Source organism: Dactylosporangium sp. NPDC000244 (genome assembly GCF_040300725.1).
Classification (GTDB): Bacteria; Actinomycetota; Actinomycetes; order Mycobacteriales; family Micromonosporaceae; genus Dactylosporangium.
Genome location: NZ_JBEPEH010000030.1, coordinates 40,152 through 66,119, shown reverse-complemented (window position 1 = coordinate 66,119; position 25,968 = coordinate 40,152). Strand labels below are relative to the sequence as shown.

At 71.1% G+C, this 25,968-nt stretch carries 21 protein-coding genes and 2 pseudogenes; 20 read left to right on the top strand and 3 right to left on the bottom strand.

From position 1 onward, the window contains the following. Positions 1–101: 101 nt before the first annotated feature. From ABT369_RS36780 to ABT369_RS36725, 12 genes and pseudogenes are all read left to right on the top strand, one after another. Entirely contained in the window at positions 102–1,607 is a 1,506-nt protein-coding gene (locus ABT369_RS36780) for a serine/threonine-protein kinase (RefSeq protein WP_350619227.1), read from the top strand. 444 nt (positions 1,608–2,051) lie between these two features. After that, positions 2,052–3,071, top strand: a complete 1,020-nt coding sequence (locus tag ABT369_RS36775) for a LacI family DNA-binding transcriptional regulator (RefSeq protein ID WP_350619225.1) — start codon at positions 2,052–2,054, stop codon at positions 3,069–3,071. A gap of 142 nt (positions 3,072–3,213) precedes the next feature. Then, on the top strand, positions 3,214–4,866 hold the full coding sequence (locus tag ABT369_RS36770; RefSeq protein ID WP_350619384.1) for an ABC transporter substrate-binding protein: 1,653 nt from the start codon (positions 3,214–3,216) through the stop codon (positions 4,864–4,866). Positions 4,867–4,966: 100 nt separating this feature from the next. Beyond that, positions 4,967–6,091, top strand: coding sequence for an ABC transporter ATP-binding protein (locus tag ABT369_RS36765; RefSeq protein ID WP_350619223.1), 1,125 nt, complete (start codon positions 4,967–4,969; stop codon positions 6,089–6,091). After that, entirely contained in the window at positions 6,088–7,068 is a 981-nt protein-coding gene (locus tag ABT369_RS36760; RefSeq protein ID WP_350619221.1) for an ABC transporter permease, read from the top strand. Before ABT369_RS36765 ends, ABT369_RS36760 begins: the two co-directional genes overlap by 4 nt. Position 7,069: 1 nt before the next feature. Continuing rightward, on the top strand, positions 7,070–8,113 hold the full coding sequence (locus tag ABT369_RS36755) for an ABC transporter permease (RefSeq protein WP_350619219.1): 1,044 nt from the start codon (positions 7,070–7,072) through the stop codon (positions 8,111–8,113). Next, positions 8,110–9,123: an ABC transporter ATP-binding protein gene (locus tag ABT369_RS36750; RefSeq protein ID WP_350619217.1), complete on the top strand. Its 1,014-nt coding sequence runs from the start codon at positions 8,110–8,112 to the stop codon at positions 9,121–9,123. Before ABT369_RS36755 ends, ABT369_RS36750 begins: the two co-directional genes overlap by 4 nt. Before the next feature lie 47 nt (positions 9,124–9,170). Next, complete coding sequence (locus tag ABT369_RS36745) at positions 9,171–10,565, top strand: GH1 family beta-glucosidase (protein ID WP_350619215.1); 1,395 nt, start codon at positions 9,171–9,173, stop codon at positions 10,563–10,565. A 40-nt stretch (positions 10,566–10,605) separates the two neighbouring features. Continuing rightward, positions 10,606–11,796, top strand: coding sequence for a DNA polymerase IV (dinB, locus tag ABT369_RS36740; RefSeq protein ID WP_350619213.1), 1,191 nt, complete (start codon positions 10,606–10,608; stop codon positions 11,794–11,796). Between the two features lie 509 nt (positions 11,797–12,305). Then, complete coding sequence (locus ABT369_RS36735) at positions 12,306–12,731, top strand: hypothetical protein (RefSeq protein ID WP_350619211.1); 426 nt, start codon at positions 12,306–12,308, stop codon at positions 12,729–12,731. 164 nt (positions 12,732–12,895) lie between these two features. Continuing rightward, positions 12,896–13,509: pseudogene (locus ABT369_RS36730) on the top strand (DUF4158 domain-containing protein); the annotation flags it as partial. A gap of 70 nt (positions 13,510–13,579) precedes the next feature. Then, entirely contained in the window at positions 13,580–13,720 is a 141-nt protein-coding gene (locus ABT369_RS36725; protein ID WP_350619388.1) for a hypothetical protein, read from the top strand. Between the two features lie 212 nt (positions 13,721–13,932). Here ABT369_RS36725 and ABT369_RS36720 read toward each other — a convergent pair whose 3' ends face one another. Beyond that, complete coding sequence (locus tag ABT369_RS36720; RefSeq protein WP_350619209.1) at positions 13,933–15,615, bottom strand: ABC-F family ATP-binding cassette domain-containing protein; 1,683 nt, start codon at positions 15,613–15,615, stop codon at positions 13,933–13,935. A gap of 324 nt (positions 15,616–15,939) precedes the next feature. Between ABT369_RS36720 and ABT369_RS36715 the strand changes: the two genes are divergently transcribed. Together ABT369_RS36715 and ABT369_RS36710 are read left to right on the top strand one after the other, a co-directional pair. Next, on the top strand, positions 15,940–16,857 hold the full coding sequence (locus tag ABT369_RS36715; protein ID WP_350619207.1) for a tyrosine-type recombinase/integrase: 918 nt from the start codon (positions 15,940–15,942) through the stop codon (positions 16,855–16,857). A gap of 50 nt (positions 16,858–16,907) precedes the next feature. Next, positions 16,908–17,608: pseudogene (locus ABT369_RS36710) on the top strand (hypothetical protein). Positions 17,609–17,737: 129 nt separating this feature from the next. Here ABT369_RS36710 and ABT369_RS36705 read toward each other — a convergent pair. Together ABT369_RS36705 and ABT369_RS36700 are read right to left on the bottom strand one after the other, a co-directional pair. Then, a complete protein-coding gene (locus tag ABT369_RS36705) occupies positions 17,738–18,142 on the bottom strand; it encodes a hypothetical protein (RefSeq protein ID WP_350619205.1) in 405 nt (134 codons plus the stop codon). Positions 18,143–18,193: 51 nt separating this feature from the next. After that, positions 18,194–19,564 (bottom strand): KamA family radical SAM protein, encoded by a 1,371-nt coding sequence (locus ABT369_RS36700; RefSeq protein WP_350619382.1) that lies wholly within the window; start codon positions 19,562–19,564, stop codon positions 18,194–18,196. 210 nt (positions 19,565–19,774) lie between these two features. Here ABT369_RS36700 and ABT369_RS36695 point away from each other — a divergent pair, with 210 nt between their 5' ends. The 6 genes from ABT369_RS36695 to ABT369_RS36670 all read left to right on the top strand — a co-directional run bounded on the left by ABT369_RS36695 (position 19,775) and on the right by ABT369_RS36670 (position 25,961). Continuing rightward, a complete protein-coding gene (locus tag ABT369_RS36695; RefSeq protein WP_350619203.1) occupies positions 19,775–22,045 on the top strand; it encodes a sensor histidine kinase in 2,271 nt (756 codons plus the stop codon). Further along, positions 22,042–22,449, top strand: coding sequence for a roadblock/LC7 domain-containing protein (locus ABT369_RS36690; protein WP_350619201.1), 408 nt, complete (start codon positions 22,042–22,044; stop codon positions 22,447–22,449). Before ABT369_RS36695 ends, ABT369_RS36690 begins: the two co-directional genes overlap by 4 nt. Then, a complete protein-coding gene (locus ABT369_RS36685; protein ID WP_350619199.1) occupies positions 22,442–22,828 on the top strand; it encodes a DUF742 domain-containing protein in 387 nt (128 codons plus the stop codon). Before ABT369_RS36690 ends, ABT369_RS36685 begins: the two co-directional genes overlap by 8 nt. Continuing rightward, entirely contained in the window at positions 22,809–23,381 is a 573-nt protein-coding gene (locus tag ABT369_RS36680; RefSeq protein WP_350619198.1) for a GTP-binding protein, read from the top strand. The genes ABT369_RS36685 and ABT369_RS36680 overlap by 20 nt, the downstream gene beginning before the upstream one ends. Before the next feature lie 67 nt (positions 23,382–23,448). Further along, complete coding sequence (gene kdd, locus ABT369_RS36675) at positions 23,449–24,459, top strand: L-erythro-3,5-diaminohexanoate dehydrogenase (protein ID WP_350619196.1); 1,011 nt, start codon at positions 23,449–23,451, stop codon at positions 24,457–24,459. Further along, positions 24,456–25,961: an amidohydrolase gene (locus ABT369_RS36670; RefSeq protein ID WP_350619194.1), complete on the top strand. Its 1,506-nt coding sequence runs from the start codon at positions 24,456–24,458 to the stop codon at positions 25,959–25,961. Before kdd ends, ABT369_RS36670 begins: the two co-directional genes overlap by 4 nt. The last annotated feature ends 7 nt before the right edge of the window (positions 25,962–25,968 follow it).

Sequence of the window (25,968 nt, the reverse complement as noted above, 5' to 3'; positions counted from 1 at the left end):
TCGCCTCCGGGGGGCCGTTCGCTCGGTGCCGGCTGACCGAATTGTCACCGGATGGCGGGTTGGTGCCGGCCCGTGTGCGCCGGTGAGGCACCATAGCTGGCATGGGTGACTCGCCCGCGCCGCTGCGTGCCGACGACCCGGCCTCGGTCGGGTCCTACCGGCTGCGCGGGCTGCTGGGCGTCGGCGGGATGGGCACCGTCTACCTGGCCGAGGGGGCCGACGGGCGGAAGGTCGCGCTCAAGGTCATCAACGCGGCGTTCTACCACGATCCGATGTTCCGGCACCGCTTCGCCGCCGAGGCCGCGGCCGCCTCGCGGGTCGCCGGGTTCTGCACGGCCAGGGTGCTCGACGTCGCGCTCGACGGGCCGGTGCCGCACATCGTGACCGAATACGTGCAGGGGCCGTCGCTGCACGACTACGCCACCGTGCACGGGCCGCTCGCGGGGCAGGTGGAGGCCGTCGCCGTCGGGGTGGCGGCCGCGCTGACCGCCATCCACGCCGTCGGGCTCGTGCACGCCGATCTGAGCCCGCGCAACGTGCTGCTCTCGCCGTTCGGGCCGAAGGTCATCGACTTCGGGGTGGCGCGGCTGCTCGGGCACGGCGCGGCGCACCAGCCGAACTTCGGCACGCCGGGCTGGCTGGCGCCGGAGCAGGAGCGCGGGTGGCCGCCGAGCCAGGCCAGCGACGTGTACGCGTGGGGCCTCCTCGTCGCCTGGGCCGGCACGGGCACCTTGCCGGAGGCCGGCTCCGAGCCGGCGCTCGCCGGGCTGGACCCGTCTCTCGCCACGATGGTGCGCCGGGCGCTGCGGGCCGATCCCGCCGCGCGGCCCACCGCCCGGCAGGTGCTGCTCGCGCTGGTCGGGCAGGACGATCCGGCCGCGGCGCAGGTGGCCGCGACGGTTCGCGCGTCCGGCTCGGCGCGGCCCTCGCCGACGGCCACGTTCGCGAAGGGCGCCGCGGCGGTGGCGCGGCCCACGCAGCAGCTGCGGACGGGGACCCGCCGGCTCGCGCCGCCGCTGCCCCCGCCTCCTCCGCCGCCGCGCCGGCGGCCGCGGCGGGCCGGGCGCGCCGTCGCCACCGGGATCGGGCTCGTGGCGCTGCTCGCGTGCCTGCTCGGCGGCCTCAAGCTGGCCGAGTCGGCCGGCAAGGGCGGGGCGGGCGCCCAGGCGGGCGAGCCCACCAAGTCCCCGACGCCCTCCCCGACGCCTTCGCCGAAGCGCAGCCCGGTCGCCTCCGACGGCAAGATGCGCTTCACCCTGGCCGGGTTCGCGTGCGGCAAGAAGGAGCTCGGGGACTGGCCGCTGACCCGCAAGCCCGGCGGGCAGTACTGCCTGGCCGACCTCAAGGTCGAGAACACCGGCGACAGCAAGGGCCGCATCTGGGTCGGCAACCAGAAGCTGCGCGACAGCGACGGCAAGGAGTACGGCCCCGACGAGTTCTCGTGGGTGTACTACGACAAGTCCCGGCCGCTGTTCGGCGAGATCGGTCCCGGGGACTCGGTCGCCGGCACGCTCGTCTTCGACGTGCCCGACGGGCTGACGTTCACCGAGCTGCGGGTGCGCTCCGGGCTCGTGGGCGGCGACAGCAGCGCGATCAAGCTGCGCTGAGCCCATCCCAGCCGGGCCCATCCCAGTCGGCCCGGCCGCGACGCAGCGTGCGCGGCCGCGCAGCGTCGTGCGCCGTGACCAGCGGCGGACGGTGAGGCCACGGGAGTAACGGTCCGGACCCCGGCGGACGTCGCGGTAGCTCTGAAATTCTGCCCTCGGAAACGGCCCTTGGCGGTGAGAGCAGATCGTGAGAGCGCTCCATGGGAGCGGTCCCGCGCGGATCGTGCCGGGATTGCCGGCGAGTCCGCAGTCGCATCGACGGTGGTCCCGAGCAAACACCATGGACAGCCGCTTGGCAAGGGTTGCCGCAACGTTAAGTTTCGTTACCACCGTGTTATTGACACCACTGTCTGCGATCCGATTTAGTGTGCCGGAACCGGTTGCGGAACCGGTTCCAGAACACGCTCTCTTGCCAGAAAGCGCTCTCACCGGAAGGATCGCGGCGTGCCGATCACCATCGCCGATGTGGCGGCGCGGGCGGGGGTCAGCAAGACCACCGTCTCGCGTGTGCTCAACGGCAAAGGAGAGGTCGACGAGGCGACCGCGGCACGGGTACGCACGGTCATCGACGAGCTGGGCTACGTGCCCAGCGCGCGGGCGGTCAACCTGGCCCGGGGGCACACCCGGGTGATCGGGATGCTCGTCCCCTCGCTGACGTGGCCGTGGATGGGTGAGGTCGTGCAGGGCGCGGTCGACGTCGTGGAGTCGGAGGGATACGGGTTGCTGCTGTTCACGTGCAACCGCGGCGCCGAGTCCATGCGGCAGTTCTCCGCGCAGGTCTCCGGCAAGTCGTTCGACGGCCTGCTGGCCATCGAGCCCGAGGGCACCCTGGACTACCTCGCCGACCTGTATGCGGGCGGCCTGCCGGTGGTCCTCATCGACGACCGCGGCGACAAGCCGCTCATGCCGTCGGTGGCCACCACCAACCGGGCCGGCGGCTCGCTCGCCGCCCGGCACCTCGTCGAGATCGGCCGGCGACGCCCCCTCGTCATCACCGGCTCCGAGAAGTTCGGCTGCACGCAGGACCGGCTCGGCGGCTTCGCGGACGTCTTCGCCGCGGCCGGCGCGCCCATCGACCCCCGTCTCGTCGTCGAGGGGGACTTCACCTACGAGTGCGGCATCGTGTCGGTCCAGCGGGCCCTCGCCGAGGGCATCGAGTTCGACGCGGTGTTCGCGCACAACGACCTGTCGGCCTCCGGCGCCCTCCAGGCGCTGCGGCTGGCGGGCAAGGCGGTGCCGCAGGACGTCTCCCTCGTCGGGTTCGACGACATCCTGCACGCCTCCCACACCGAGCCGCCGCTGACCACCGTCCGCCAGCCTATGCGCCAGATGGGCGAGATGGCGGCCCGCCGGCTCATCGCGCATTTCGACGGCACGCCGCTCACGGCCGAGCCGAACATCCTGTCCACCACGCTCGTCGTGCGCGGCTCGACCGTCGCGGCGCAGCCCGAGCGCACCACCTGACGCCTCAACGCTCCACGGGCGGCGCCTACCGAACCGCACGGCGCCGTCGCCATACCGCGAAATGTTCCTGTCCGCCCCACCTGTCGATCCAGGTACCAAAGGAGACACCCCCGTGTTGACCAGACGCTCCGTACTGCTCGGCATGGCCGGTCTGCTGGCCACGTCGACCACCTTGGCCGCGTGCGGCGATTCGCCGAACGAGAACAAAGGCGACGGTGCCAAGACGACGGTCCTGACCGTCGGCATGCCCAACGGCCCGCTGACCGAGAACGAGAACCCGTTCCTGACCACCTCGGCCGGGGCCAAGGACGGCTACCGCTGGGTGATCTACGAGCCGCTGATGATGTGGAACCCGGTCAAGCCGGCCGACCCGATGAAGGCGTGGCTCGCCACCAAGGCGGACTGGAACAAGGACTACACCTCGGTCGTCCTGAACATCCGTGACAACGCCACCTGGTCCGACGGCCAGAAGCTCACGGCCGACGACGTCGTGTTCACCTACAAGCTGGTGCGCGACAACGAGGCGCTCAACTCCGGCGGTGTGCCGATCGCGGACGCCACCGCCAGCGGCTCCGACGTGACCATCACGTTCAAGTCGTCGCAGTACGTCAGCCAGCAGAAGGCGATCGCCCAGATCCCGATCGTGCCCAAGCACGTCTGGGAGAAGGTGGCCGACCCGAAGACCGAGGCCAACAAGAACCCGATCGGCTCCGGGCCGTACACGCTGAAGTCCTTCACCCCGCAGACCACGACCCTCGTGGCCCGCGACAAGGGCTACTGGCAGACGCTGCCGCAGGTCAAGGAGCTGCGGTACACGTCCTACAACGACAACAACGCGCAGACCACGGCCCTGGCCAACGGCGAGTGCGAGTGGAGCTTCGTCTTCATCCCCAACGTGAAGACGGTCTTCATCGACAAGGACGCCGCCAGCCACAAGATCTGGGCCCCGCCGGTCCTGGGCATCCACGGCCTCTACATCAACACCACCAAGGCGCCGTTCGACGACCCGAAGCTGCGCGTCGCGATGGGCATGGTCATCAACCGCGACGACATCTTCAACACCGCCGAGGCCGGCTACTTCCACCCGCTGGTCAAGAGCGTGACGGGTCTGCCGTCGCCCGCCGGTGACGCCTACATCTCCGACGAGTACAAGGGCAAGGACTACAAGGTCGACGTCGAGGGCGCCAAGGCGCTGCTCGCGACCGCCGGCTACAAGCTCGAGGGCACCACGCTGAAGGACAAGTCCGGCAAGCCGGTCACCCTGACGCTCACCGACCCGGCCGGTTGGTCGGACTACCAGACGTCGCTGGAGATCGTGAAGGCCAACCTGGCCCAGATCGGCATCGCGGCCACGATCGACAAGGCCAACCAGGACGCCTGGTTCAAGAACATCGAGGCCGGCCAGTTCGACGCCGCGTTCCGCTGGACCGACGGCGGCTCGACCCCGTACGACATCTACCGCACGGTGATGGACGGCGACCAGCTCAAGCCGATCGGCACCGCGTCCCCGGCCGCGAACTTCGGCCGCTTCAACAGCCCGGAGGCGACGGCCGCGCTGCGTGCCTACGCCGCCGCCACCGACGACGCGGCCCGCAAGACCGCGCTCGCCACGCTGCAGAAGATCTTCGTCGAGCAGGCCCCGATGATCCCGGTCGGTGCCGACAACATCGGTGCGGCGTACAGCGCCAAGAACTGGACGGGCTGGCCGGACGACGCCAACCCGTACGGTGCCGCGCAGCCGACCCAGGCCAACGCCCTGGACGTCATCCTGCACCTCAAGCCGGCCGGCTCCTGACGACCGGATCGTACTGACACCGCTCCCCGGGCGGCCCTTGCGCGGGTCGCCCGGGGAGCGGTATCCCATGACGAGACACCCCGAGACAGGATCGACGGCAATGACGTTGAGCGAGAGCCCGGCGGCGCCGATCGGCGAGGTGGTGCTGGAGGCCGAGGGCCTGACCAAGCATTTCCCCGTCCGGCGGAAGCTGAGCGACATCTTCACCGGCAAGCGGGCGGTCGTCCACGCCGTGGACGACGTGTCCCTCACCCTGCGCCGAGGCAGGGTCACCGCACTGGTCGGCGAGTCCGGCTCCGGCAAGTCCACGGTCGCCCGGCTGTTCGCGCAGCTCTACCCCCGCACCGGCGGCGACCTCCGCCTGCACGGGGAGACGACCCGGGTGCACGGCGGGCGCCGGTTCCGCGAGTACGTCAGCCGGGTGCAGCTCATCTTCCAGGACCCGTTCGGCTCGCTCAACCCGGTGCACACGGTGCGCTACCACCTCACCCGGGCGCTGAAGATCCACGGCAACGCGGGCAAGACCCCCGAGGAGCTCGAGGCGGCCCTCGCCGGGCTGCTGACCCGGGTGTCGCTGACCCCGCCCGAGCGCTACGTCGACAAGTTCCCCCACGAGCTCTCCGGCGGCCAGCGCCAGCGCGTCGCGATCGCCCGCGCCCTGGGCGCCGACCCGGAGGCCCTGCTCGCCGACGAACCGGTGTCGATGCTCGACGTGTCGATCCGCCTCGGCATCCTCAACCTGCTGCGCGACCTCAAGGAGCGGCTGAACCTCGCCATCCTGTACATCACGCACGACATCGCCTCGGCGCGGTACTTCGCCGACGAGACGATGGTGATGTACGCCGGGCGCATGGTCGAGGGCGGCGACAGCGAGTCGGTCACGCAGAACCCCGCGCACCCGTACACGCGCCTGCTCATCGACTCCGCCCCGGACCCGGACCGCATCGCCGGCGTGGCCGACACCTCCGCCGAGGACCGCGGCAACGGCGAGCCGCCCAGCCTGATCCGGCCCCCGGCCGGCTGCCGGTTCCACCCGCGCTGCCCGCACGCGATGCAGCGCTGCACCGTGGAGCTCCCGCCCCGCCTCGAGGTCGGTGAGCCCGGGCACTGGGCCGCCTGCTGGCTCTACGACGCGGACACCGTCGCCAAGGAGGGCGTCGGCTCGGCCGCCGATCCGTCGATCCCCACGCCGCCGGCGCATCGCCAGCCGGAGGAGGCACGATGAAATTCCTGCTGCAACGCCTCGCGTTCTACCTGTTCACGGCCTGGGCCGCGATCACCATCAACTTCTTCATCCCGCGGATGATCCCGGGCGACCCGATCAGCTCGTTCCTGGCCCGCAACCAGGGCGCGGTGTCCTCCGACGCGATCCAGTCGCTGCGGGTGCTGTTCGGGCTCGACCAGGAGCAGAGCCTCTGGCAGCAGTACCTCGACTACTGGAAGCAGCTGTTCCACGGCGACCTCGGCCTGTCCTTCACGTTCTTCCCGTCGACGGTCAGCGAGGTGATCAGCTCGAGCCTGCCGTGGACGGTCGGCCTCGTCGGCATCACCACGGTGCTGAGCTTCATGATCGGCACGACGCTGGGCATCGGCGCCGGCTGGCGGCGCGGCACCTGGATCGACGGGCTGCTGCCGGCCACGACGTTCCTGTCCTCGATCCCGTACTTCTGGCTCGGCCTGGTCTTCATCGCCCTGTTCACCGGCAACGGCAGCTACTTCCCGTCCTCCGGCGGGTACACGCCGGGCCTGGTGCCGTACTGGGACGGGACCTTCATCGGCTCGGCGATCAACCACAGCGTCCTGCCGGCCTGCACGATCCTGCTGTCCTCGATGAGCGGCTGGATCCTCGGCATGCGCAACATGATGGTGACCGTGTCCGCGGAGGACTACATCACCGTCGCCCACGCCAAGGGCCTGTCCGAGCGGCGGGTCGCCTTCAGCTACGCCGCCCGCAACGCGCTGCTGCCCAACATCTCGGCGTTCGCGCTGTCGCTGGGCTTCATCGTCGGCGGCACGCTGCTGGTGGAGATCGTCTTCTCGTACCCGGGCGTGGGCTTCCAGCTCTTCCAGGCCGTCGGCGCGCACGACTACCCGCTGATGCAGGGCATCTTCCTGGTCATCACCATCTCGGTGCTGGTCGCCAACCTGCTCGCGGACGTCGCCTACACGCTGCTCGACCCGCGGACCCGAAAGGCAGGCTGAGATGACCGTCACTCCCTCGAGCATCGAGCAGGTCATCCCCGGGCAGGGCGCGATGGCCCAGCCCGACGCCGCGCCGAAGGGCAAGAAGGCCAAGCGCAAGCGGTTCCGGTTCATCGCCAACGGCAAGGCTCTGACCGGCCTGGTCATCCTGGCCGTCTACGTGATCTTCGCGATCATCGGGCCCTGGGTCGCCCCGTACGACCCGGACGCGATCACCAAGGACGCGATCCAGCCGCCGTCGGCCAGCCACTGGTTCGGCACCACCCACCTCGGCCAGGACATCTTCAGCCAGATCCTGGCCGGCACCCGCAGCGTCGTGTTCGTCGGTGCGGTCGCCGGGATCGTCGCCACGATCCTGTCGGTCCTGGTCGGGGTCACCGCCGGCTACCTCGGCGGCATCGCCGACGAGATCCTCTCGGTGCTGTCCAACGTGTTCCTGGTCATCCCCGGCCTGCTGCTGATCATCATCATCTGCACGTCGCTGCCGCGGGTGAACGACCTGACCGTGGCCCTGGTGATCGGCCTGACCAGCTGGTCGTGGGGTTCCCGGGTGCTGCGAGCCCAGACCCTGTCGCTGCGCCGCCGCGACTACGTCGACGCGGCCCGGGCCACCGGCGAGAAGACCTGGCGGATCATCTTCTTCGAGATCCTGCCCAACCTGACCGCGATCATCGCCTCCGGCTTCGTCGGCACCGTCATCTTCGCGGTGCTCTCGGAGATCACGCTCGCGTTCATCGGCATCTCCTCGGTGTCGTCGTGGAACTGGGGCACCATCCTGTTCTGGGCCCAGGGCCAGCAGGCCCTCGCCCAGGGCGCCTGGTGGTGGTTCGTCCCCGCGGGCCTCGCCATCGCCATTCTGGGCACCGCGCTGAGCCTGGTGAACTTCGGCATCGACGAGTTCGTCAGCCCGCGGCTGCGCACCTCGGGCGCGGGCAACAACAAGGGCCCGAACGGCGAGAAGGTCCGGATGCAGGTCGGCTTCACCCCCGTGCTGCGCTCGGTCGAACCGCCGGCGAAGATCGAGATGGACGGTGCCAAGCGATGACCCAGGTCCTCACCAAGCCGCTGCTGGAGATCAAGAACCTCAACGTCGACTACGGCCTCGGCTCCGACGCGGTCCGCGCGGTCCGCGACGTCGACCTGACCATCCACCGCGGCGAGGTCGTCGGCCTCGCGGGGGAGAGCGGCAGCGGCAAGTCGACCCTGGCCTACGGCGTGACCCGGCTGCTGCCCCCGCCCGGCGTGGTCTCCGGCGGCTCCGTGATCTACCACCCGGCCCAGGGCGACCCGTTCGACGTGCTCAGCCTCAGCCACAAGGAGCTGCGCAAGTACCGCTGGGCCGAGACGTCGATCGTGTTCCAGGGCGCGATGAACTCGCTCAACCCGGTCCACAAGATCGACGTGCAGATGATGGACGCGATCAAGGCACACGAGCCGGGGCTGTCCAAGGGCGCAAGGCTGGACCGGGCCAAGGAGATGCTGCGGCTCGTCGGCATCGCCGAGGACCGCCTCGACGCGTACCCGCACCAGCTCTCCGGCGGCATGCGCCAGCGCGTCATGATCGGCATGGCCCTCGCGCTGCAGCCGCAGCTGGTCATCATGGACGAGCCGACGACCGCCCTCGACGTGGTCATGCAGCGGCAGATCCTCGGCCAGCTCGTCGAGCTGCGCGAGCGGCTGGGCTTCTCGGTGCTGTTCATCACCCACGACCTGTCGCTGCTGGTGGAGTTCAGCGACCGGATCGCCATCATGTACGGCGGGCGGATCGTCGAGGAGGCGCCGTCCGCGGACATCTACCGGGAGCCGCTGCACCCGTACAGCAGCGGCCTGCTGCGCTCGTTCCCCGCCCTGCGCGGCGAGCGGCGCGAGCTGGCCGGCATCCCCGGCTCCCCGCCGGACCTGCGCGGCATGCCCACCGGCTGCGCGTTCCACCCGCGCTGCCCGAAGCGCTTCGAGCCGTGCGACACGGTGATTCCCGTCCTGGGCAAGCCCGACGACCACGTCGGACCGGCCCGCACGGTGGCCTGCCACCTGCACCCGGTCACCGCCGGTTAGCAGCAGGCCGACCGACACCAACCAAGCTGAACAACCCCAGGAGAACCATGGACACGACCGCAGCGCCCCTCGATCGAGCCAACCCGATCGCCACGATCCCGCCCTCGTTCCGCTGGGGCGTGGCGACCTCGGCCTACCAGATCGAGGGCGCGGTCGAGGAGGGCGGGCGCACCCGGTCCATCTGGGACACGTTCTGCGAGGTGCCCGACGCGGTCGCCAAGGGCGACACCGGCGAGGTCGCCTGCGACCACTACCATCGGATGCCGCAGGACGTGGCGCTCATCCGCGACCTCGGGGTCGACCTGTACCGCTTCTCCGTGGCCTGGCCGCGCGTGCAGCCGCGCGGCCGGGGCCCGGTGAACCCCGAGGGCATCGGCTTCTACGACCGGCTCGCCGACGAGCTGCTCGCCAACGGCGTCGAGCCGTGGGTCACCCTGTACCACTGGGACCTGCCCCAGGAGCTCGAGGACGCGGGCGGCTGGCCCAACCGCGACACCGCCTACCGCTTCGCCGACTACAGCATGATGGTCTTCGACGCGCTGCAGGACCGGATCACCACCTGGACGACGCTCAACGAGCCGTGGTGCTCGGCGATGCTCGGCTACGCCTACGGCGACCACGCCCCGGGCCGGCGGGACTTCGCGGCCGCCATGTCGGCGGTCCACCACCTGCTGCTCGGCCACGGCCTCGCGACCGAGCGCATGCGGGAGGCCTCCGACGGCCGCCACCAGTTCGGGATCACCCTGAACATGGGCGTCTCGACGCCGCAGACGGACTCCGAGGCGGACCGGGACGCGGCCCGCCGCGCCGACGCCCTCGGCACCCGCATCTACCTCGACCCGCTCGTGCACGGCCGCTACCCGGCCGACCTCGTCGAGGACCTGGCCCAGCGCGGCATCACCCTGCCGGTCCAGGACGGCGACCTCGAGGCCATCAAGGCCCCGCTGGATGTGCTCGGCGTGAACTACTACTTCTCCGAGACCGTCTCCGGCGTCGACGAGGACGGCAACGCCACCGACGTCGACGGGCTGCCGGTGCGGCGGGTCATCCCGACCGGCCGGCCGATCACCGCCATGGGCTGGGAGATCGTCCCCGAGGGCTTCACCCAGCTGCTCGTGCGGCTCTACACCGACTACCGGCTGCCGATCTACGTGACCGAGAACGGCTCCGCGTTCGACGACGAGCCGGACGAGACCGGGTTCGTCGACGACGCCGACCGCGTCGCCTACTTCGACTCGCACATCGGCGCCGTCGCGCTCGCCCGGCAGCAAGGGGCCGACATCCGCGGGTACTTCGCGTGGTCGCTCATGGACAACTTCGAGTGGGCCTACGGCTACGACAAGCGGTTCGGGATCGTCCGCGTCGACTACGACACCCAGGAGCGCACGCCGAAGCGGTCGGCGCACTGGTACCGCGACACGATCAAGGCCCTGCGCGCCTGACGTATTCCCTGGTAGCCCCGTCCTATGCGAACATGTGTTCGTGTCGGACGGGGCTACGATCCTGCACGCCGATCTCGACGCCTTCTACGCGTCCGTCGAGCAGCGTGACGACCCCCGCCTGCGCGGCCGCCCGGTGATCGTCGGCGGCGGGGTCGTCCTCGCGTGCAGCTACGAGGCGAAGCGCCGCGGCGTGCGCACCGCGATGGGCGGCCGGCAGGCCCGCGCCCTGTGCCCCGAGGCGATCGTGGTGCCGCCCCGGATGCACGCGTATTCGGCCGCGTCCAAGGACGTCTTCGCGATCTTCCGCGACACCACCCCGGTCGTCGAGGGCCTGTCGATCGACGAGGCCTTCCTGGACGTCTCGGGCCTGTTCCGCATCGCCGGCGCCCCGCTCGGGATCGCCGCGCGGCTGCGGGAGCGGGTGCGGGCCGAGGTCGGGCTCGCCATCACCGTCGGCATCGCGCGCACGAAGTTCCTGGCCAAGGTCGCCAGCGGCGTCGCCAAGCCCGACGGGCTGCTGCTCGTGCCGCCCGCGGACGAGCTCACCTTCCTGCACCGGCTCCCCGTGGAACGGCTGTGGGGCGTCGGCCACGTCACCGCCGCCAAACTGCACGCCCACCGCGTGACGACCGTCGGCCAGGTCGCCCGCCTCGGCGAGGCCACCCTCGTGTCGATGCTCGGCGAGGGCCAGGGCCGGCACCTGCACGCCCTGGCGCACAACCGCGACCCGCGCCCGGTCGTGACGGGCCGCCGCCGGCGCTCGATCGGCGCGCAGCGGGCCCTGGGCCGCGGCCCCCACCCGCACGCGTTCCAGCAGGCGGTCCTGGCCGAGCTCACGGACCGGGTGACGCGACGGATGCGCGCGGCCGGCCGGTCGGGCCGCACCGTGGTGCTGCGCCTGCGCTTCGCCGACTTCACGCGGGTGACGCGCTCGCGCACCCTGCCCCGGGCGACGTCGCACACGCAGACGATCCTGGACGCGGTCCTGCGCCTGCACGCCGCCGCGGTCTCCGACATCGCCAACCGGGGCCTGACCCTGGTGGGCATCGCCGTGTCGAACCTGGACGGCGACGGCGCGTCACAGCTCGAGCTGCCCTTCGACGTGGCCGCGGGCGACTCCCTGGACTCGGCCCTGGACCAGGTCCGCGACCGCTTCGGCTCGGCCTCGGTGACCCGCGCGTCGCTGCTCGGCCGCCGCCAGGGCCCGACGGTCCCGCTGCTGCCAGACTGAGGATCGTGCTCGTGACCCGGCCCCGCGTCCACGCTGGCCGCGGCGCTGCAGCCCGCGGTCGCCCTGGTCGAGCTGGGCCGTGAGCAGGTGCGCCGGCTCCACGAGTCGGTCTACGGCCTGGCGCTGACCGGCGCGGCACGGCCGTCGTCGTTCGTGCCCCACATGACGATCGGCCGCAGCGCCGGTTTCAGGAGGGCGGCTGAACTGGCGTTGCCGCCCGCCGGGCGGGCTCGGGCTGCCAGGTCCGCGGGCGCCCCTACTATCAGTCCTGTCGGGTCTCAGGACATGGGTGACACGTCCGAGTAGACGATCTTTGTGGGGACGGCGAATTGCTTTCGGAGTATCAGCGGCAGCTAAGGGCGAAGTATCTGGCTGCCCCACTCGTCGGGCCGCCAGAGCCGTGGCGATCGATCGGTGGGCCGAGGTCCTGCATTCCGGTCGGCGGGCTGCAGGGCGTCGGGTTCGGGGTGCATCCGGATACTGGCGCTGACCTGTTGATGGTTGTCTCGATGGGCGGGTTCGGCCTGATCGAGGCAACTACCGGCGTGAAGGTCGCACGCGACCGTGAGCCCGACCCGGAGGCGTCGACGCCGGACGGACCGGACCTGGCGTGTCCAGGCATCGGCGTGTTGGCGGGAACCCGAGTGCGGATCGCAGGGTTGTTCGGGGGCGGCCTGCACGCCACGACTGAGGATGGATGGACCATCGACGTGGTCGCGCCTGAGTGGCCCCACCACCGGGTCATGCTTTCCGCGGATGGCGGCCGCAACGACGGGGAGCCAGGGACGACGTGGTGGCACGTCTTCAACGACGAACGGCATGGAGAGCTGCGCGCGGCTGGGTTTTCTCCATCCGGCCGAACGTTGGTGATCGCCACCAGCAGCGATGTCGCGCTCATCGTCCGGCGGATTGAGGGCTCGGGTCTGCGACCTTGAACCAGGCCACGCCCAAGGTGGTGGGTCATGGTGTCGGGCGGCGCTGTCGTGGGGTCGTCTTGCCACCGCCGGTTGTCCTGCCGGCGACGGCGGTGCGGCACGGCGTCGGCCAGGCCGTGCCGCACCAGGCCCGCCCGTAGTTTCCGGACCAAAAACAACGCTTGGCGCCGGACGCCGCGGTGGGCCGGTTGTCGCAGCGGCGCGGGATCGCGATGGGTGAGCTGCGCGGGTACGGAGAGCGGGAGCAGACCCGTACGGATCATCTGCGTGAGGTGGCCGGCTACGCCGGCTGGCTGTCGATGGACACCGCCGAGTGGAAGGACCTCGACGAGTTCCTGTTCGCCCGGGCCATGGAGCGCGACTCGCCGAAGCTGCTGCTCCGGCTGGCCTGCGAATACCTGCTCTCGTCCCGGGTGATCCGGCCCGGGGCGATCCTGCTGCTGCGCCGGGTGGCCGCGGCCCGGGCCCGCGCCCGGACGGAGACCTCGGCGCGGGTGCGGCATCTGCTCACCGACCGGCGTCGTCGAGCCCTGCCGCGGTGAAGGCGGAGCTGGAGAAGCTGGCCTACCTGCGGCACCTCGATGCGCACACCCTCGACCTGTCGATGCTGCCGGCCGAGCGGCGCCGGTTCCTGGCCGGCGCCGGTCGTCGGTTGACCGGGCAGGCGTTGCAGCGGGGTGAGCCGGAGCGCCGGTATCCGATCCTGCTCACGTTGCTGTCGCAGTCGGCCGTCGACGTGCTCGACGAGACCCTGCTGCTGCTCGACCAGGCGGTGAGCATGCTGGCCGGGCTGCACGCCACCGGCGCCCGCCCTGCGCCGCTCCGGCCGCGACGTCGACGACGAGGTCTTGGCGCACATCTGGCCGACCCACCACGAAAGCGTGCACTTCTACGGCACCCACTCCGTCGACATCGACAGCGAACTCGCCCAGCTCGACACCGACGGCTACCGGCCGCTGCGGATGAGCGAGCCGTCCTCCGTCCGCTGACGTACCCGTCCGTCCGCTGGCGGTAGGAAACGGCAGCCTCGACCGCTGTGGCGAGGGCATCGAGGCCGGAACGCGGCGACCGACCACGGCCGCAGCGGTACGTCGAACGTCTGCGGGAAGGTGCCCCGCCGCATCGCGATCACCGTCAGGCCGCACGCGGTCGCCGTGCACCCGATGCGGTGCCGAGGCTGCCCCGGCACCGCACCGGGTACTTAGCTTCCCGGCATTGTCACTCCGCGCCGGCCCTCGATCTCCAGGCGCGGCCAGTCGGCCAGATCTCGTAGCAGTTGCCGGTCGTGCGTGGCGACTGCGACGGCGGCGCTTGTGCGGCGGATCGCCTCGGTCAACTCGTCGACCAACGCGGACGACAGGTGGTTGGTCGGCTCGTCGAGCAGGATCATGCTGGGGCGCCCCGCCAGCGCGAGCGCCAGGTCGAGGCGCCTCTGCTGCCCTTGCGACATTCGCCCGACTGGGGTGGCCACGGCATCGGAGTCCAGCAGCCCGAGCGCCTTGAGCGGGACGGCGTCGGCGTCAGGCAGCGCCCGGCGGGCCACCAGCCGACCGACATGGCGGGCGTATACCTCACGGGCGGTAAGGCCGGGGTTGTGCTCAGCGGTTTCTTGGGTGATCAGGACGACCCGTGCCTCTTTCGCCGTCCAGAGGTGTCCCTGTGTGGGCTGCAGCGCACCGGCTAGCACCGCGAGCAACGTGGACTTGCCGGCGCCGTTGGCTCCGGTGATGAGCAGCCGGTCACCGCCGTCGAGGGCCAGGTCGATGGGATCGACCAGGCGCCCGTCTACGGCGACGCCGTGTGCCCGCACCTGTGGCGTACCCGGCCGGATGTCCAGTTCGGGCCAGCGCAACATCGCCGGTGGCTCCGGCACGTCGATCCGGTGCGCCTGCAGGGCTTCCTCCTGACGGTTCAGTGCCTGAACGACGCCCGGCGCGCGGGATTGGCGCTGGTGCTTGCCGGTCCCTTTGTCCGGACGCCAGCCAGTGGAGAGCCGGTCACGAGCCTTCGATACCGCGTCCTTCAGCCGGCGGTGCTCAGCCTGCCGATCTTCGTAGTCCTGCTGCCAGCGCTCACGGTCGCGACGCCGTGCGTCCTGCCAGGCGTCATAACCTCCGGCGTACAGGCGCGGTCTGCTGTCACGGCTGGGGTCGAGGTCGAGGAACCGGTCGGCAACGTCGCGCAGCAGCGCCCGGTCGTGGCTGACGACAGCCAGGCCGCCCTGGTGTTCACGCAGCCGGCGGGTCAGGAAATCCAACCCGACTGCGTCGAGGTGGTTGGTCGGCTCGTCGAGCAGCAGTACGTCGTGGCGCGCGCCGAGCAGGCATGCCAGCCGCACCCGGTATCGCTGTCCGACCGACAGCGTCGACAGGGGGCGGTCACGGTCCGTACAAGCGCTGAGGGATTCGAGAGCGATGTCGACGCGGCGCTCGGCGTCCCAGGCGTCGAGCCTGACGGCGGCGTCGAGCGCCCTGGCATAGCGATCCCCGGCCGCCGGGTCATCGCCGGCGGCCAGGGTGCCGGTCGCCTGCTCCAGCGCGGTGAGGGCCGCCCATGACGGCGCGAGTGCTTCGGACGTGATAGTGCCGACGCTCTCTCCATCGCGCGCGGCCAGCTCTTGGCGGCCCAGGCCGATCGTGCCGGCCCGATGCACGGTGCCGTCGTCGGGCGAGATCAGGCCCGCGAGAACGTGCAGCAGCGTCGTCTTGCCGCGGCCGTTCTCGCCGACGATGGCGACGCGGGACCGGGCCGAGACAGTGACCGAAACATCGTTCAGGACGTGCCGCGACCCGCGGACGACGATGACGTTTTCGGCGCGGACGTGTGCGCTCTGGCCCGCCTCGACGGGCAAGGACATGGGTTTGAAGTTCGGGGTGAGGTTCAACGGTGCTCCGCAGCTCGCAGTGGAGCCGGGCAGCAACAAGCGGCCGCCCGGCGGGAACCGGGACGGCAAGCGCGGATTCAGCAAACAGGGACGCGCCGCCGTCAGCGGGCGGGGCGCACCTTATGCGACCAGATACCTCGTGCCACGACGGCGACGTTAGCAGCCCTGGCGGGCATCTCGCGAGGCTTCTCAATGTGACATAGAACCTTGTAATTCTGTGTCACAGTGCCGATGATCCACCCATCGCCACCTGCGGGACGCCGCTACCGCGGCGACGGCGACTCGGTCACATTCTGTGTCACATCACTGGAAGAGGCCGCCGAGGTGTCTGTGATCCCGCTGCCGACCGCCCGGCGCCCGGTGGCGCTCGTGGTCGCCATCGACGCGTTCCTCGACCGGTTCCGCGACGACCCCGGCACCCGCGTCACCTACACCGAGACCCTGCGCCGGCTACGCGAGAACGCCGACGACCAACTCCCGGTCGCCGCGCTCACCCCGGAGCTCTACGAGCAGACGATGACCCGCTGGGTTCAGGGCGCCGCGAACACCTGGAACAAGCACCTGTCGGCGCTCACCTCGTTCACCGCCTACTGCCGCCGCCAGGACTGGCTGACCACCGACCCTGGCCGGCGCCTGGAACGCCGCAAAGTCACCCGGTCCCGGGATAAGGCCATCCCGCGTGCCCGGCTGGAGCGACTGTTCACCGACGACCGCAACCCGCTGCGCGAGCGGGTGCTGTGGCGGATGCTCTACGAGACCTGCGCCCGTGCCGAGGAGATCCTCGGCCTGGACGTGCCCGACCTCGACATGGCGTTCCGCCGCGCCCTGGTTACCGAGAAGGGCGGCGACCGCGCCTACGTGCACTGGGAGACCCCGACCGCACGCCTGCTGCCCCGGCTGTTGACCGGTCGTACCGTCGGGCCGGTGTTTCTGGCCGACCGGCGCGCTCCCGGCGCCGGGCGCCCCGCGCCGGCCCTGGTCGACGTCTGCCCGGACACCGGCCGCGGCCGGCTGTCGTACCCGCGCGCCGAGTACCTGTTCAAGCAGGCATCTACGCTCCACGACCCGCACGGCGCCGGGTACACCCTCCACCAACTGCGCCACTCCGGGCTGACCCACCTCGCGGCCAAGGGACGCAGCGGCGCTGAGTTGCAGGCCAAGTCCCGCCACCGGCACCTGGCCACCCTCGGCATCTACGTCCGGCTCGGCGAGCCACCAGGACCCGATGATCGTGATCCGTGACGGAACAGGGCCAGGTCAGCGTTGCCAGCCACTGATCCTAGTGTCCTAGGATGCCCTACACGCCGCGAGGGGGCGCCACCCCGGTTTTGGGTGGGTGGGTGACCGCTTACGAGGTAGCCCAGGCCCTGCCCGACATCCCCGCGCTTCGCGACCGCTGCCGCGCCCTGGCGATGCTGGAGGCGATGTTGAGCCCCGACTGGGAGTCCCGGTACTACTCGTTCAACGCGCACTGGGCGCCGGGTGAGCAGATGGCGTCCATGCGCGACGGGTCCGGTGCCGAGTGGTCGATTGTGTTCTCCCCGGCAGGCGCGTTCCTGCGGGGCTTCGACCACGAGTCCAAGATGACCCCGGTCGCCAACGACGGTGCGCTGTGGCCGGGCCTGGTCGACACCGTGCCGGCGGTCTTCGCCGACTGTGTCGCCGAGCCGGCGTTCAGCTTCGAGGGCGTCCTCGAGGCCACGGTGTGCCTGTGGCGGCAGACCGGTGGTACGCCGGCGAGCTCGACTTCCCCGACGGCGACGATCCTGACGGCGCCGGCGGCCTGTTCGAGGTGCTGGTGGACGGCACGGCGGCGGCGTACCGGCGCTTCGCCGAGGACTACTACGAGACGGCCGTGGATCCCGGGATGGTCGGCGAGGTCTTCGCCCTGCGCCCGTTGACCGACGAGCTCGTGCGCCGCCTGAACCCCGACCTGGAGCTCGCCGACCTCGAGGACGACGTCGCCCAGATCGGCTACCCGCAACCGGCCTGACCTGCGAAGATGTTCTAATCCTAGCATCCTAGGACGGCTTACACGACGTGGCTACGCCACGTCCGAAAAAGCAGTACCTAGCCGCTACGCGGCTGACTTAGGTTTTTGCGTTTCGCGCCGCCGGCTGCCTCAGCTGGTCGTGGGTACCGGGCGGGCCTGGCACGCGACGACGGCGTCGAGGTGCCAGCCGAGGGTCTTGTCGGCGCGGAAGGTCAGCACGGCGACCGTCTGGGCCTTGGCGTCGAAGCCGATGTCGACGCGGTCGTCGCTGTCGAAGAGGCGGCGCTTGCCGGCGACGAGGCCGGGGTTGCGCGCGTTGGCCCAGGCCTCGGCGAGTTGGTCGGGGGTGCGGGTCTCCCGGGCGGTGGGCTCGGCGGTGGCCTGGGCGCCGGCGATCTGGGTGCCGTGGGCGCAGCGCAGCTGGGCGGCGGGGTCGAAGCGGGCGGCGTCGCGGCTGCCGGCCCAGTTGACGTAGGTGATGAGCGCAGCGGCGGCGAGGGCGATGCCGAGGAGGCGGAGGACGGTGCGGCGCACGGTTCCAGCGTGCGCTCTGCGGCCTTCCTCCGGTGCGGGTTTCGGGGAAGGTCAGGTGGTGTGTTCCTTGCGCCACCAGTCGGCGCCGGTGGCGGTGAGGGTGTCGATGGGGTCGTAGTACGGGTAGGTGCGGTCGAGCTGGGTGGCGTCGTCTTCGATGCTGGTGCGGTAGTTCTTGGTCCAGTAGCTGATGCCGCGTTCGCGGTCGTATTCGGTGACCATGTGGACCCAGCGTTTGCCGACGTAGGGGACGTCGCAGACGATGCGGGGGGTGGCGTAGCCGGGCAGGTAGCCCATGATGTCGTGCTGGAGTTGCTGGGCCTGCCAGACGGCGACGCGCCAGTGTTCGGCGTTGGGGATCATGTCGCACATGTAGAAGTAGTAGGGCAGGATGCCGGCCTCTCCTTGCAGGGCGAAGCAGAGGTCGAGGAGGTCTTCGGCGGTGGCGTTGACGCCGCGCAGGAGGACGCCCTGGTTGCGTACGTCGCGGACGCCGACCTCGAGGGCGGTGTGGGCGGCGCGGGCGACGAGGGGGGTGAGGGATTGGGCGTGGTTGACGTGGGTGTGGATGGCGAGGTTGACGCCGCGGCGGGCGGCGGTGCGGGCGACGCGTTCGAGGCCTTCGACGACGGTGGGCTGGAGCCAGTGCTGGGGGAGGCCGGCGAGGGCTTTGGTGGCGAGGCGGATGTCGCGGATGGTGTCGATGGCGAGCAGGTGCATGAGGAACGTTTCGAGTTGGTGCCAGGGGAGGTTGGCGACGTCTCCGCCGGAGACGACGACGTCTCGGACGCCGGGGTGGGTGCGCAGGTAGTCGAGCATGGCGGTGTGGCGGTCGGCGGGTTTGTTGGCGAGTTTGAGTTTGGTGACGGTGGGGGTGTTGTTGCCGACGAGGTCCATGCGGGTGCAGTGGCCGCAGTATTGGGGGCAGGTGGGGAGGAGTTCGGCGAGGACTTTGGTGGGGTAGCGGTGGGTGAGGCCTTCGGCGACCCACATGTCGTGTTCGTGGAGGGAGTCGCGGGTGGCGTAGGGGTGTGAGGGGAAGTCGGGGTGGCGGTCGGTGGCGATGGGGAGCATGTAGCGGCGGATGGGGTCGTTGCGGAGGGTGTCGTCGGTGGGGGGTGTGCCGGGGCTCATCGTGTTGATCATTTGGGGTGGGATGAGCATGGACATGGTGGCGTGGTTGGTCTGGTCGGTGGCGAGGTCGTCGTAGAAGGTGTCGGTGACGGTGTCGCCGAGGACGGCCTTGAGCTGGGGGATGGTTTTGACGCAGTGGGCGCGTTGCCATTGGGCGTCTTCCCATTGGTCGCGGGTGACGTCGTGCCAGCCGGGGTAGCGGCGCCAGTCGGGTTCGGTGAGTGCGTGGCGCTGGTAGGCGTATGGCTGCACGGTCCGACTCCTCAAGGTTTTGTGTCCTGAGGGCAGATTAGCGGGAAATTCTTCGGTAGGCGATCCCTGGAGCGGAAGATCTCTTGTCTGTCCGCTGGTTGGGCGAGATTGCGGTCCCGTGGCCCGACGTCGGCGCGGGTTGTGGTGCATAGGTTGGCGACTCGAGGCGTGGCACCCTGCCCGCACCTGTTGCGCACCCGAGGTCCGATGAAAAGTCGCTGGTCCGTCCGAGCCAAGATCACTGCGATGATGACCGTGCCGCTGGTCATGCTCGCGGGGCTGTGGCTGTTCGCGGTGAGTATCACGCTGCCCTCCGCGCTGGATCTGCGCGGCGCGTCGACGATCGCCGACCGGGTCGGTGAGCCGGCCGAGGCGATGGTGGCGGCGTTGCAGTCGGAGCGGCAGCTGACCGGGGCGTTCCTGGCGTCGGGGCGCGGGTCCGGGCAGGCGGTGATGGTGCAGGCGCGGCAGAAGACCGACGAGGCGGTGGCGGTGTTCCGGCGGTCGTCGTCGTCGGGGGCGGCGCAGGACGCGGCGTCGGCGGAGCTGAAGGCGGCGCTGGGGGCGGTGAACCAGGTCCTCGCGTCGCTGGCGGGGATCCGGGCGGGGGCGGACAACGGTGGTGAGCCGGACGATGCCCGTAACGGGTTCTCGCTGATCGTGAACACGACGTACGGGTTGTTCCAGGCGGCGTCGAACCATCAGGACTCGGAGGTGGCGGCCGAGGCGCGTGGGGTGTTCGTGTTGTCGATGGCGCGGGAGCTGCTGTCGGAGGAGGACGCGCTGGTCGGTGACTTCACCACCGAGGGTGATTTCACGCTGGCGGACCATGCGCAGATGGCGAGCCTGGTGGGGCAGTCGCGGCTGTTGCTGCCGTATGCGGCGTCGCAGTTGCGGGCACCGCAGCAGGCGCAGTATCAGCAGGTGCTGGGTGGCAGCGCGGCGTTGAAGAATCTGCAGAGCCTGGAGAACCAGCTGCTGGGTACGGCGCCGGGCCGGGCGTCGGGGATCGATCTGGGGCAGTGGCGGGCGGCGTTCGATCCGGTGAACACGGCGCTGGCGGCGTTCCGGTCGCAGGTGCAGAAGGTCAATGTGCGGCATGCGTCGGACGCGTCGGACCGGATCGTGCTGCAGCTGATCGGTGCGGGTGTGGTGGGTCTGCTGGCGGTGGCGGCGTCGGTGGTGTTGTCGGTGCGGATCGGCCGGTCGATCGCGCGGCGGCTGGACGGGCTGGCGGTGGCGGCTCGGGAGCTGGCGGAGACGCGGCTGCCGGCGGTGGTGGCGCGGCTGCGGCGGGGTGACGAGGTGGATGTGGCGGTGGAGGCGCCGCCGTTGCGGCTGGGTGTGGATGAGATCGGGCAGGTGGCGGAGGCGTTCAACTCGGTGCAGCGTACGGCGGTGGCGTCGGCGGTGGAGGAGGCGTCGGTGCGGCAGGGCATGAACGAGGTGTTCCTGAACATCGCGCGGCGGTCGCAGACGTTGCTGCACCGGCAGTTGTCGCTGCTGGACGGGATGGAGCGGCGGACGCATGAGCCGGATGACCTGGCGGATCTGTTCCGGGTGGACCATCTGGCGACGCGGATGCGGCGGCATGCGGAGGACCTGGTGATTCTGGCCGGGTCGACGCCGGGGCGGGGGTGGCGTCATCCGGTGCCGGTGATCGATGTGGTGCGGGGTGCGGTGTCGGAGGTGGAGGACTACGCGCGGGTGCAGGTGGTGTCGGTCGGTGAGGGTGCGGTGGTCGGCCGGGCGGTCGGTGACGTGATTCATCTGCTGGCGGAGTTGCTGGAGAACGCGACGTCGTATTCGCCGCCGCATACGCGGGTGCAGGTGACGGGGCAGCAGGTGCCGAACGGGTTCGTGGTGGAGATCGAGGACCGGGGGCTCGGGATGACCGCGGAGGCGTTGGAGGAGGCGAATCGGCGGTTGGCGCAGCCTCCGGAGTTCGATCCGGGGAACAGTGCGCAGCTGGGGTTGTTCGTGGTGGCGCAGCTGGCGGCGCGGCATCGGGTGCGGGTGGTGCTGCGGTCGTCGCCGTATGGCGGGGTGACGGCGGTGGCGTTGTTGCCGGCGGATCTGGTGGTGGCGCAGGAGCCGGTGGAGGCGTTGCCGGCGGTGGCGGCGGAGCCGTTCGTGCAGGGGCCGGCGCGGCCGGCGTTGACGGTGGTGCCGGCGCCGGAGCCGGTGGTTGAGCCTGTGCCGCCGTTGCGGGCGGCGGAGCGTCTGGTGGTACCGATGCCGGAAGCGGAGGTGCCGGGGGACGGTGTGGCGGCGAGGACGGCCGGTGGGTTGCCGAAGCGGGTCCGGCAGCGGTCGCTGGCGCCGCAGTTGCAGGGGGACGAGACGGTGGTCGTGCCGGCTGGGCAGGTGGAGGCGGCGCGGGGTCGGGCGGCCGAGCAGGGGCGTTCGCCGGAGCAGGGGCGTACGCCGGAGCAGTTGCGGCAGATGATGTCGTCGTTCCAGGCGGGGACGACCCGGGGGCGGCACGAGGCCCGTGGTGAGGGGGAGCAGGCGTGAGCGGGGCCGGGGCGAGCCTGAACTGGCTGCTGGATGATCTGGTGGATCGGGTGCCGTCGGTGCAGCGGTCGGTGGTGCTGTCGGTGGACGGGCTGATGATCGGGGCGTCGAAGGGGTTGTCGCAGGAGGATGCGGAGCATCTGTCGGCGGTGGCGGCCGGGTTTCAGAGTCTGGCGCGGGGTGCGGGGCGGCATTTCGGCGGGGGTGCGGTGCGGCAGACGATCATCGAGATGGAGTCGGCGTTTCTGTTCGTGACGGCGGCGGGCCGGGGTGCGTGTCTGGCGGTGCTGGCGGCGGCGGACGCGGACATCGGGTTGATCGCGTATGAGATGGCGATGCTGGTGCAGCGGGTGGGGCAGAACCTGACGGCGTCGGCGCGGGCGGTGGAGGGTGGGCATGAGTGAGCCGCCGGGCCGGCACGCGTGGGGTTACGAGTGGGCGGATCGTGACGCGGGGCCGGTGGTGCGTCCGTATGCGATGACGGGCGGGCGGGTGGTGCCGGCGTCGGACAGGTTCGATGTCGTCGCCATGGTCGTGGCGGTGGCCGGGGATGCCGGGTATGGGCTGCAGCCGGAGCATCGGGCGATCCTGGCCTGGTGCCGGGAGCCGGTCGCGGTGGCGGAGGTGGCCTCGCATCTGGATTTGGCGCTCGGGGTGGTGCGGGTGCTGCTGGGGGATCTGCTGTCGCAGGGACTGATCGAACTGTATGAGCCGCAGCAGGTGGGCGGGCTGCCGAGTGCGGGTGTGTTGAAGGCGGTGATCCATGGACTCCGGGCGCTCTGAGCGGGCGGTGCCGACGGCGATCAAGATTTTGGTCGCGGGTGGGTTCGGGGCCGGGAAGACGACGCTGGTGGGGGCGGTGAGTGAGATCCGGCCGTTGCAGACGGAGGAGTCGCTGACCTCGGCCGGGGTGGGGACCGATGATGTGACGGGGGTGGAGCGCAAGTCGACCACGACGGTGGCGATGGATTTCGGGCGGATCACGATCGGGCCGGACATTGTGTTGTATCTGTTCGGGACGCCGGGGCAGGACCGGTTCTGGTTCTTGTGGGATGAGCTGGCGCTGGGTGCGATCGGTGCGGTGGTGCTGGCGGATACGCGGCGGCTGGCGGACTGTTTCCCGTCGATCGACTATTTCGAGCGGCGGGGGATGCCGTTCGTGGTGGCGGTGAACTGTTTCGACGATGCGGTGTCGTATTCGGAGGGGGAGGTGCGGGAGGCGTTGGATCTGGATGTGGGGGTGCCGTTGTTGTTGTGTGATGCGCGGGACCGGGCGTCGTCGAAGGCGGTGTTGATCGGGTTGGTGGAGCATGTCCTGTCGCTGACCCGCGCTTGAAAGATATCCTGTAGTCGCGTTACTGTGCCGGAAAATCTTCGGTCAACGGTGGGGTGGTGCGGGAAGAATGAGTTCGCCGATCGGGTTGCATCGCGTGGTCGCGCCCCGCGGGGTCCTGCCGCAGGCGGCGGAGCGCCTCGACGCGTCGGCGCCGATCGGGCCCGACGAGGTGCGGGTGCGGGTCGAGCGGCTCAACCTCGACGCGGCCTCGTACCGGCAGCTCGCCGACGCCCACGACGGTGACGGCGACGCGATCCGGGCGGCGGTGGCGGGGATCATCGCGGCGCGGGGCAAGATGCACAATCCGGTCACCGGCTCCGGTGGCATGCTCATCGGCACCGTCGAGGCGGCCGGGCCCGGCTCGCCGCTCGGCCTGGCCGTGGGTGACCGGGTCGCGACGCTGGTGTCGCTGACCCTCACCCCGCTCGCCGTCACCGACGGGCTGCGCCGGTGGGACGGGCTCAGCGAGCAGGTGCCGTGCGACGGCCACGCGATCCTGTTCGCCCGGTCGGTCGCCGCGGTGCTGCCCGGCGACCTGGAGCCGGAGCTGGCCCTGGCGGTCCTGGACGTGTGCGGGGCGCCGGCCCTCGTCAAGCGGCACCTGCGCGGCACGGTGCTCGTGCTCGGCGCGGCCGGGAAGTCCGGCAGTCTCGCCCTGGCCGCGGCCCGCGGGCATCACACCGTCGGGGTCGTGCGCGACGAGCGGGAACGTGCCCTGCTGGAGGGGGCGGGGCTGGCGACGGAGGTCGTCGTCGCCGACGCCCGCGACGCCGTCACGCTCAGCGGTCTCGTCCAGGCGGACCTGACGGTCGTGTGCGTCGACGTGCCCGGCTGCGAGCACGCCGCGATCCTGGCGACGAAGCCGGGCGGGACGGTCATCTTCTTCTCGATGGCGACGTCGTTCCCGGCGGCGGCGCTGGGCGCGGAGGGGCTCGCCGCGGATGTGACGATGCTCATCGGCAACGGGTTCGTGCCGGGCCACGCCGAGTACGCCATCGCCCTGCTGCGCTCCGACCCGGGTGTGCGGGCCCTCTTCGAGGCGCGGCTCGCGCCGCGGTTGGCAGACTGGGCGCCATGAGAACCCTCTACCGTGGTGGACGCGTCCACACCCCGGCCGATCCGTCCGCGACCGCGCTGCTCACCGACGGCGACCGGATCGCCTGGCTCGGCCCGGACGCCGACGCCCCGGCCGGCGCGGACCGGGTCGTGGACCTCGCCGGTGCCCTGGTGACGCCGGCGTTCGTGGACGCGCACGTGCACACCACCGCGACCGGTCTCACCTTGCAGGGCCTCGACCTGACCGGGGCGCGGTCGGCGGGGGACGTGCTGGACGCCGTCGCCGCGCACGCCGCGGCGCTGCCCGCCGGCGCGGTCGTGATCGGGCACGGGTGGGACGAGTCCGGGTGGGCCGACCAGCGGACCCCGTCCGCGGGTGAGCTGGACCGGGCCGGGGGCGGGCGGGCCGTGTACCTGTCCCGGACGTGTGTGCACGCCGCGCTCGTCTCGACCGCGCTGCTGACCGCGGAGGCGAAGGCCGCGGCCGGGTACGACGACGGCGGCTGGCTGCGCCGCGACGCCCACCACGTGGTGCGGGAGGCCGCGTACGCGTCGATCACGGCGGCGCAGACGCACGCGGCGCAGGAGGCGGCGCTGCGGCACGCGGCGTCGCTGGGGATCGCCGCCGTGCACGAGTGCGGCGGGCCCGGCACGTCCGGCGAGGCCGACTTCACCGCCGCGCTCGGGCACGGCCCGGCGTTCCCGCGGGTGTTCGGGCTGTGGGGTGAGGCCGGCGCGGCGGGCAAGGCGCGGGAGCTCGGCGCGCGGGGCGCGGCCGGGGACCTGTACGCCGACGGTGCGCTCGGCGCCCGCACCGCGCACCTGCACGACGCGTACCTCGACGACGGCGACGGCGGGTGCGGCCACGGGTATCTGAGCGCCGAGCAGGTCGGGGAGCATCTCGTGGGGTGTGCCGCGCACGGGGTGCAGGGCGGCTTCCACGCGATCGGCGACGCGGCGATCGGCACGGTGCTGGCCGGGTTCGGGTATGCGGCGGCGAAGGTGGGTGTCGAGCGGCTGCGGGCCGGGCGGCACCGTATCGAGCATGCGGAGCTGCTGGACAAGGCGGCGATCGCGAAGTTCGTCGAGTACGGCATCGTCGCGTCGGTGCAGCCGGCGTTCGACCGGCTGTGGGGCGGCGAGACCGGCATGTATGCGCAGCGGCTCGGGGCGGTGCGGTCCCTGGCGGCGAACCCGATCGGGTCGATGGCCGGGGTCGGGGTGCTGCTGGCGTTCGGGTCCGACAGCCCGGTGACGCCGCTGGACCCGTGGGGGTCGTGCCGGGCGGCGATGCGCCACCACAACCCGGTGCAGCGGATCGGGGCGAAGGCGGCGTTCGCGGCGCACACCCGCGGCGGCTGGCGGGCCGTCGGCGTCGACGACGAGGGTGTCCTGAACCCGGGCGGGACGGCGACGTTCACCGTGTGGGACACGACGAAGACCCTCACCGGGGTCCTGACCGGCGACGACACGCCGGCGGCCCGCACGACCGTGCTGGCCGGGACCGGGATCTGGACGACCTGAGCAGGAG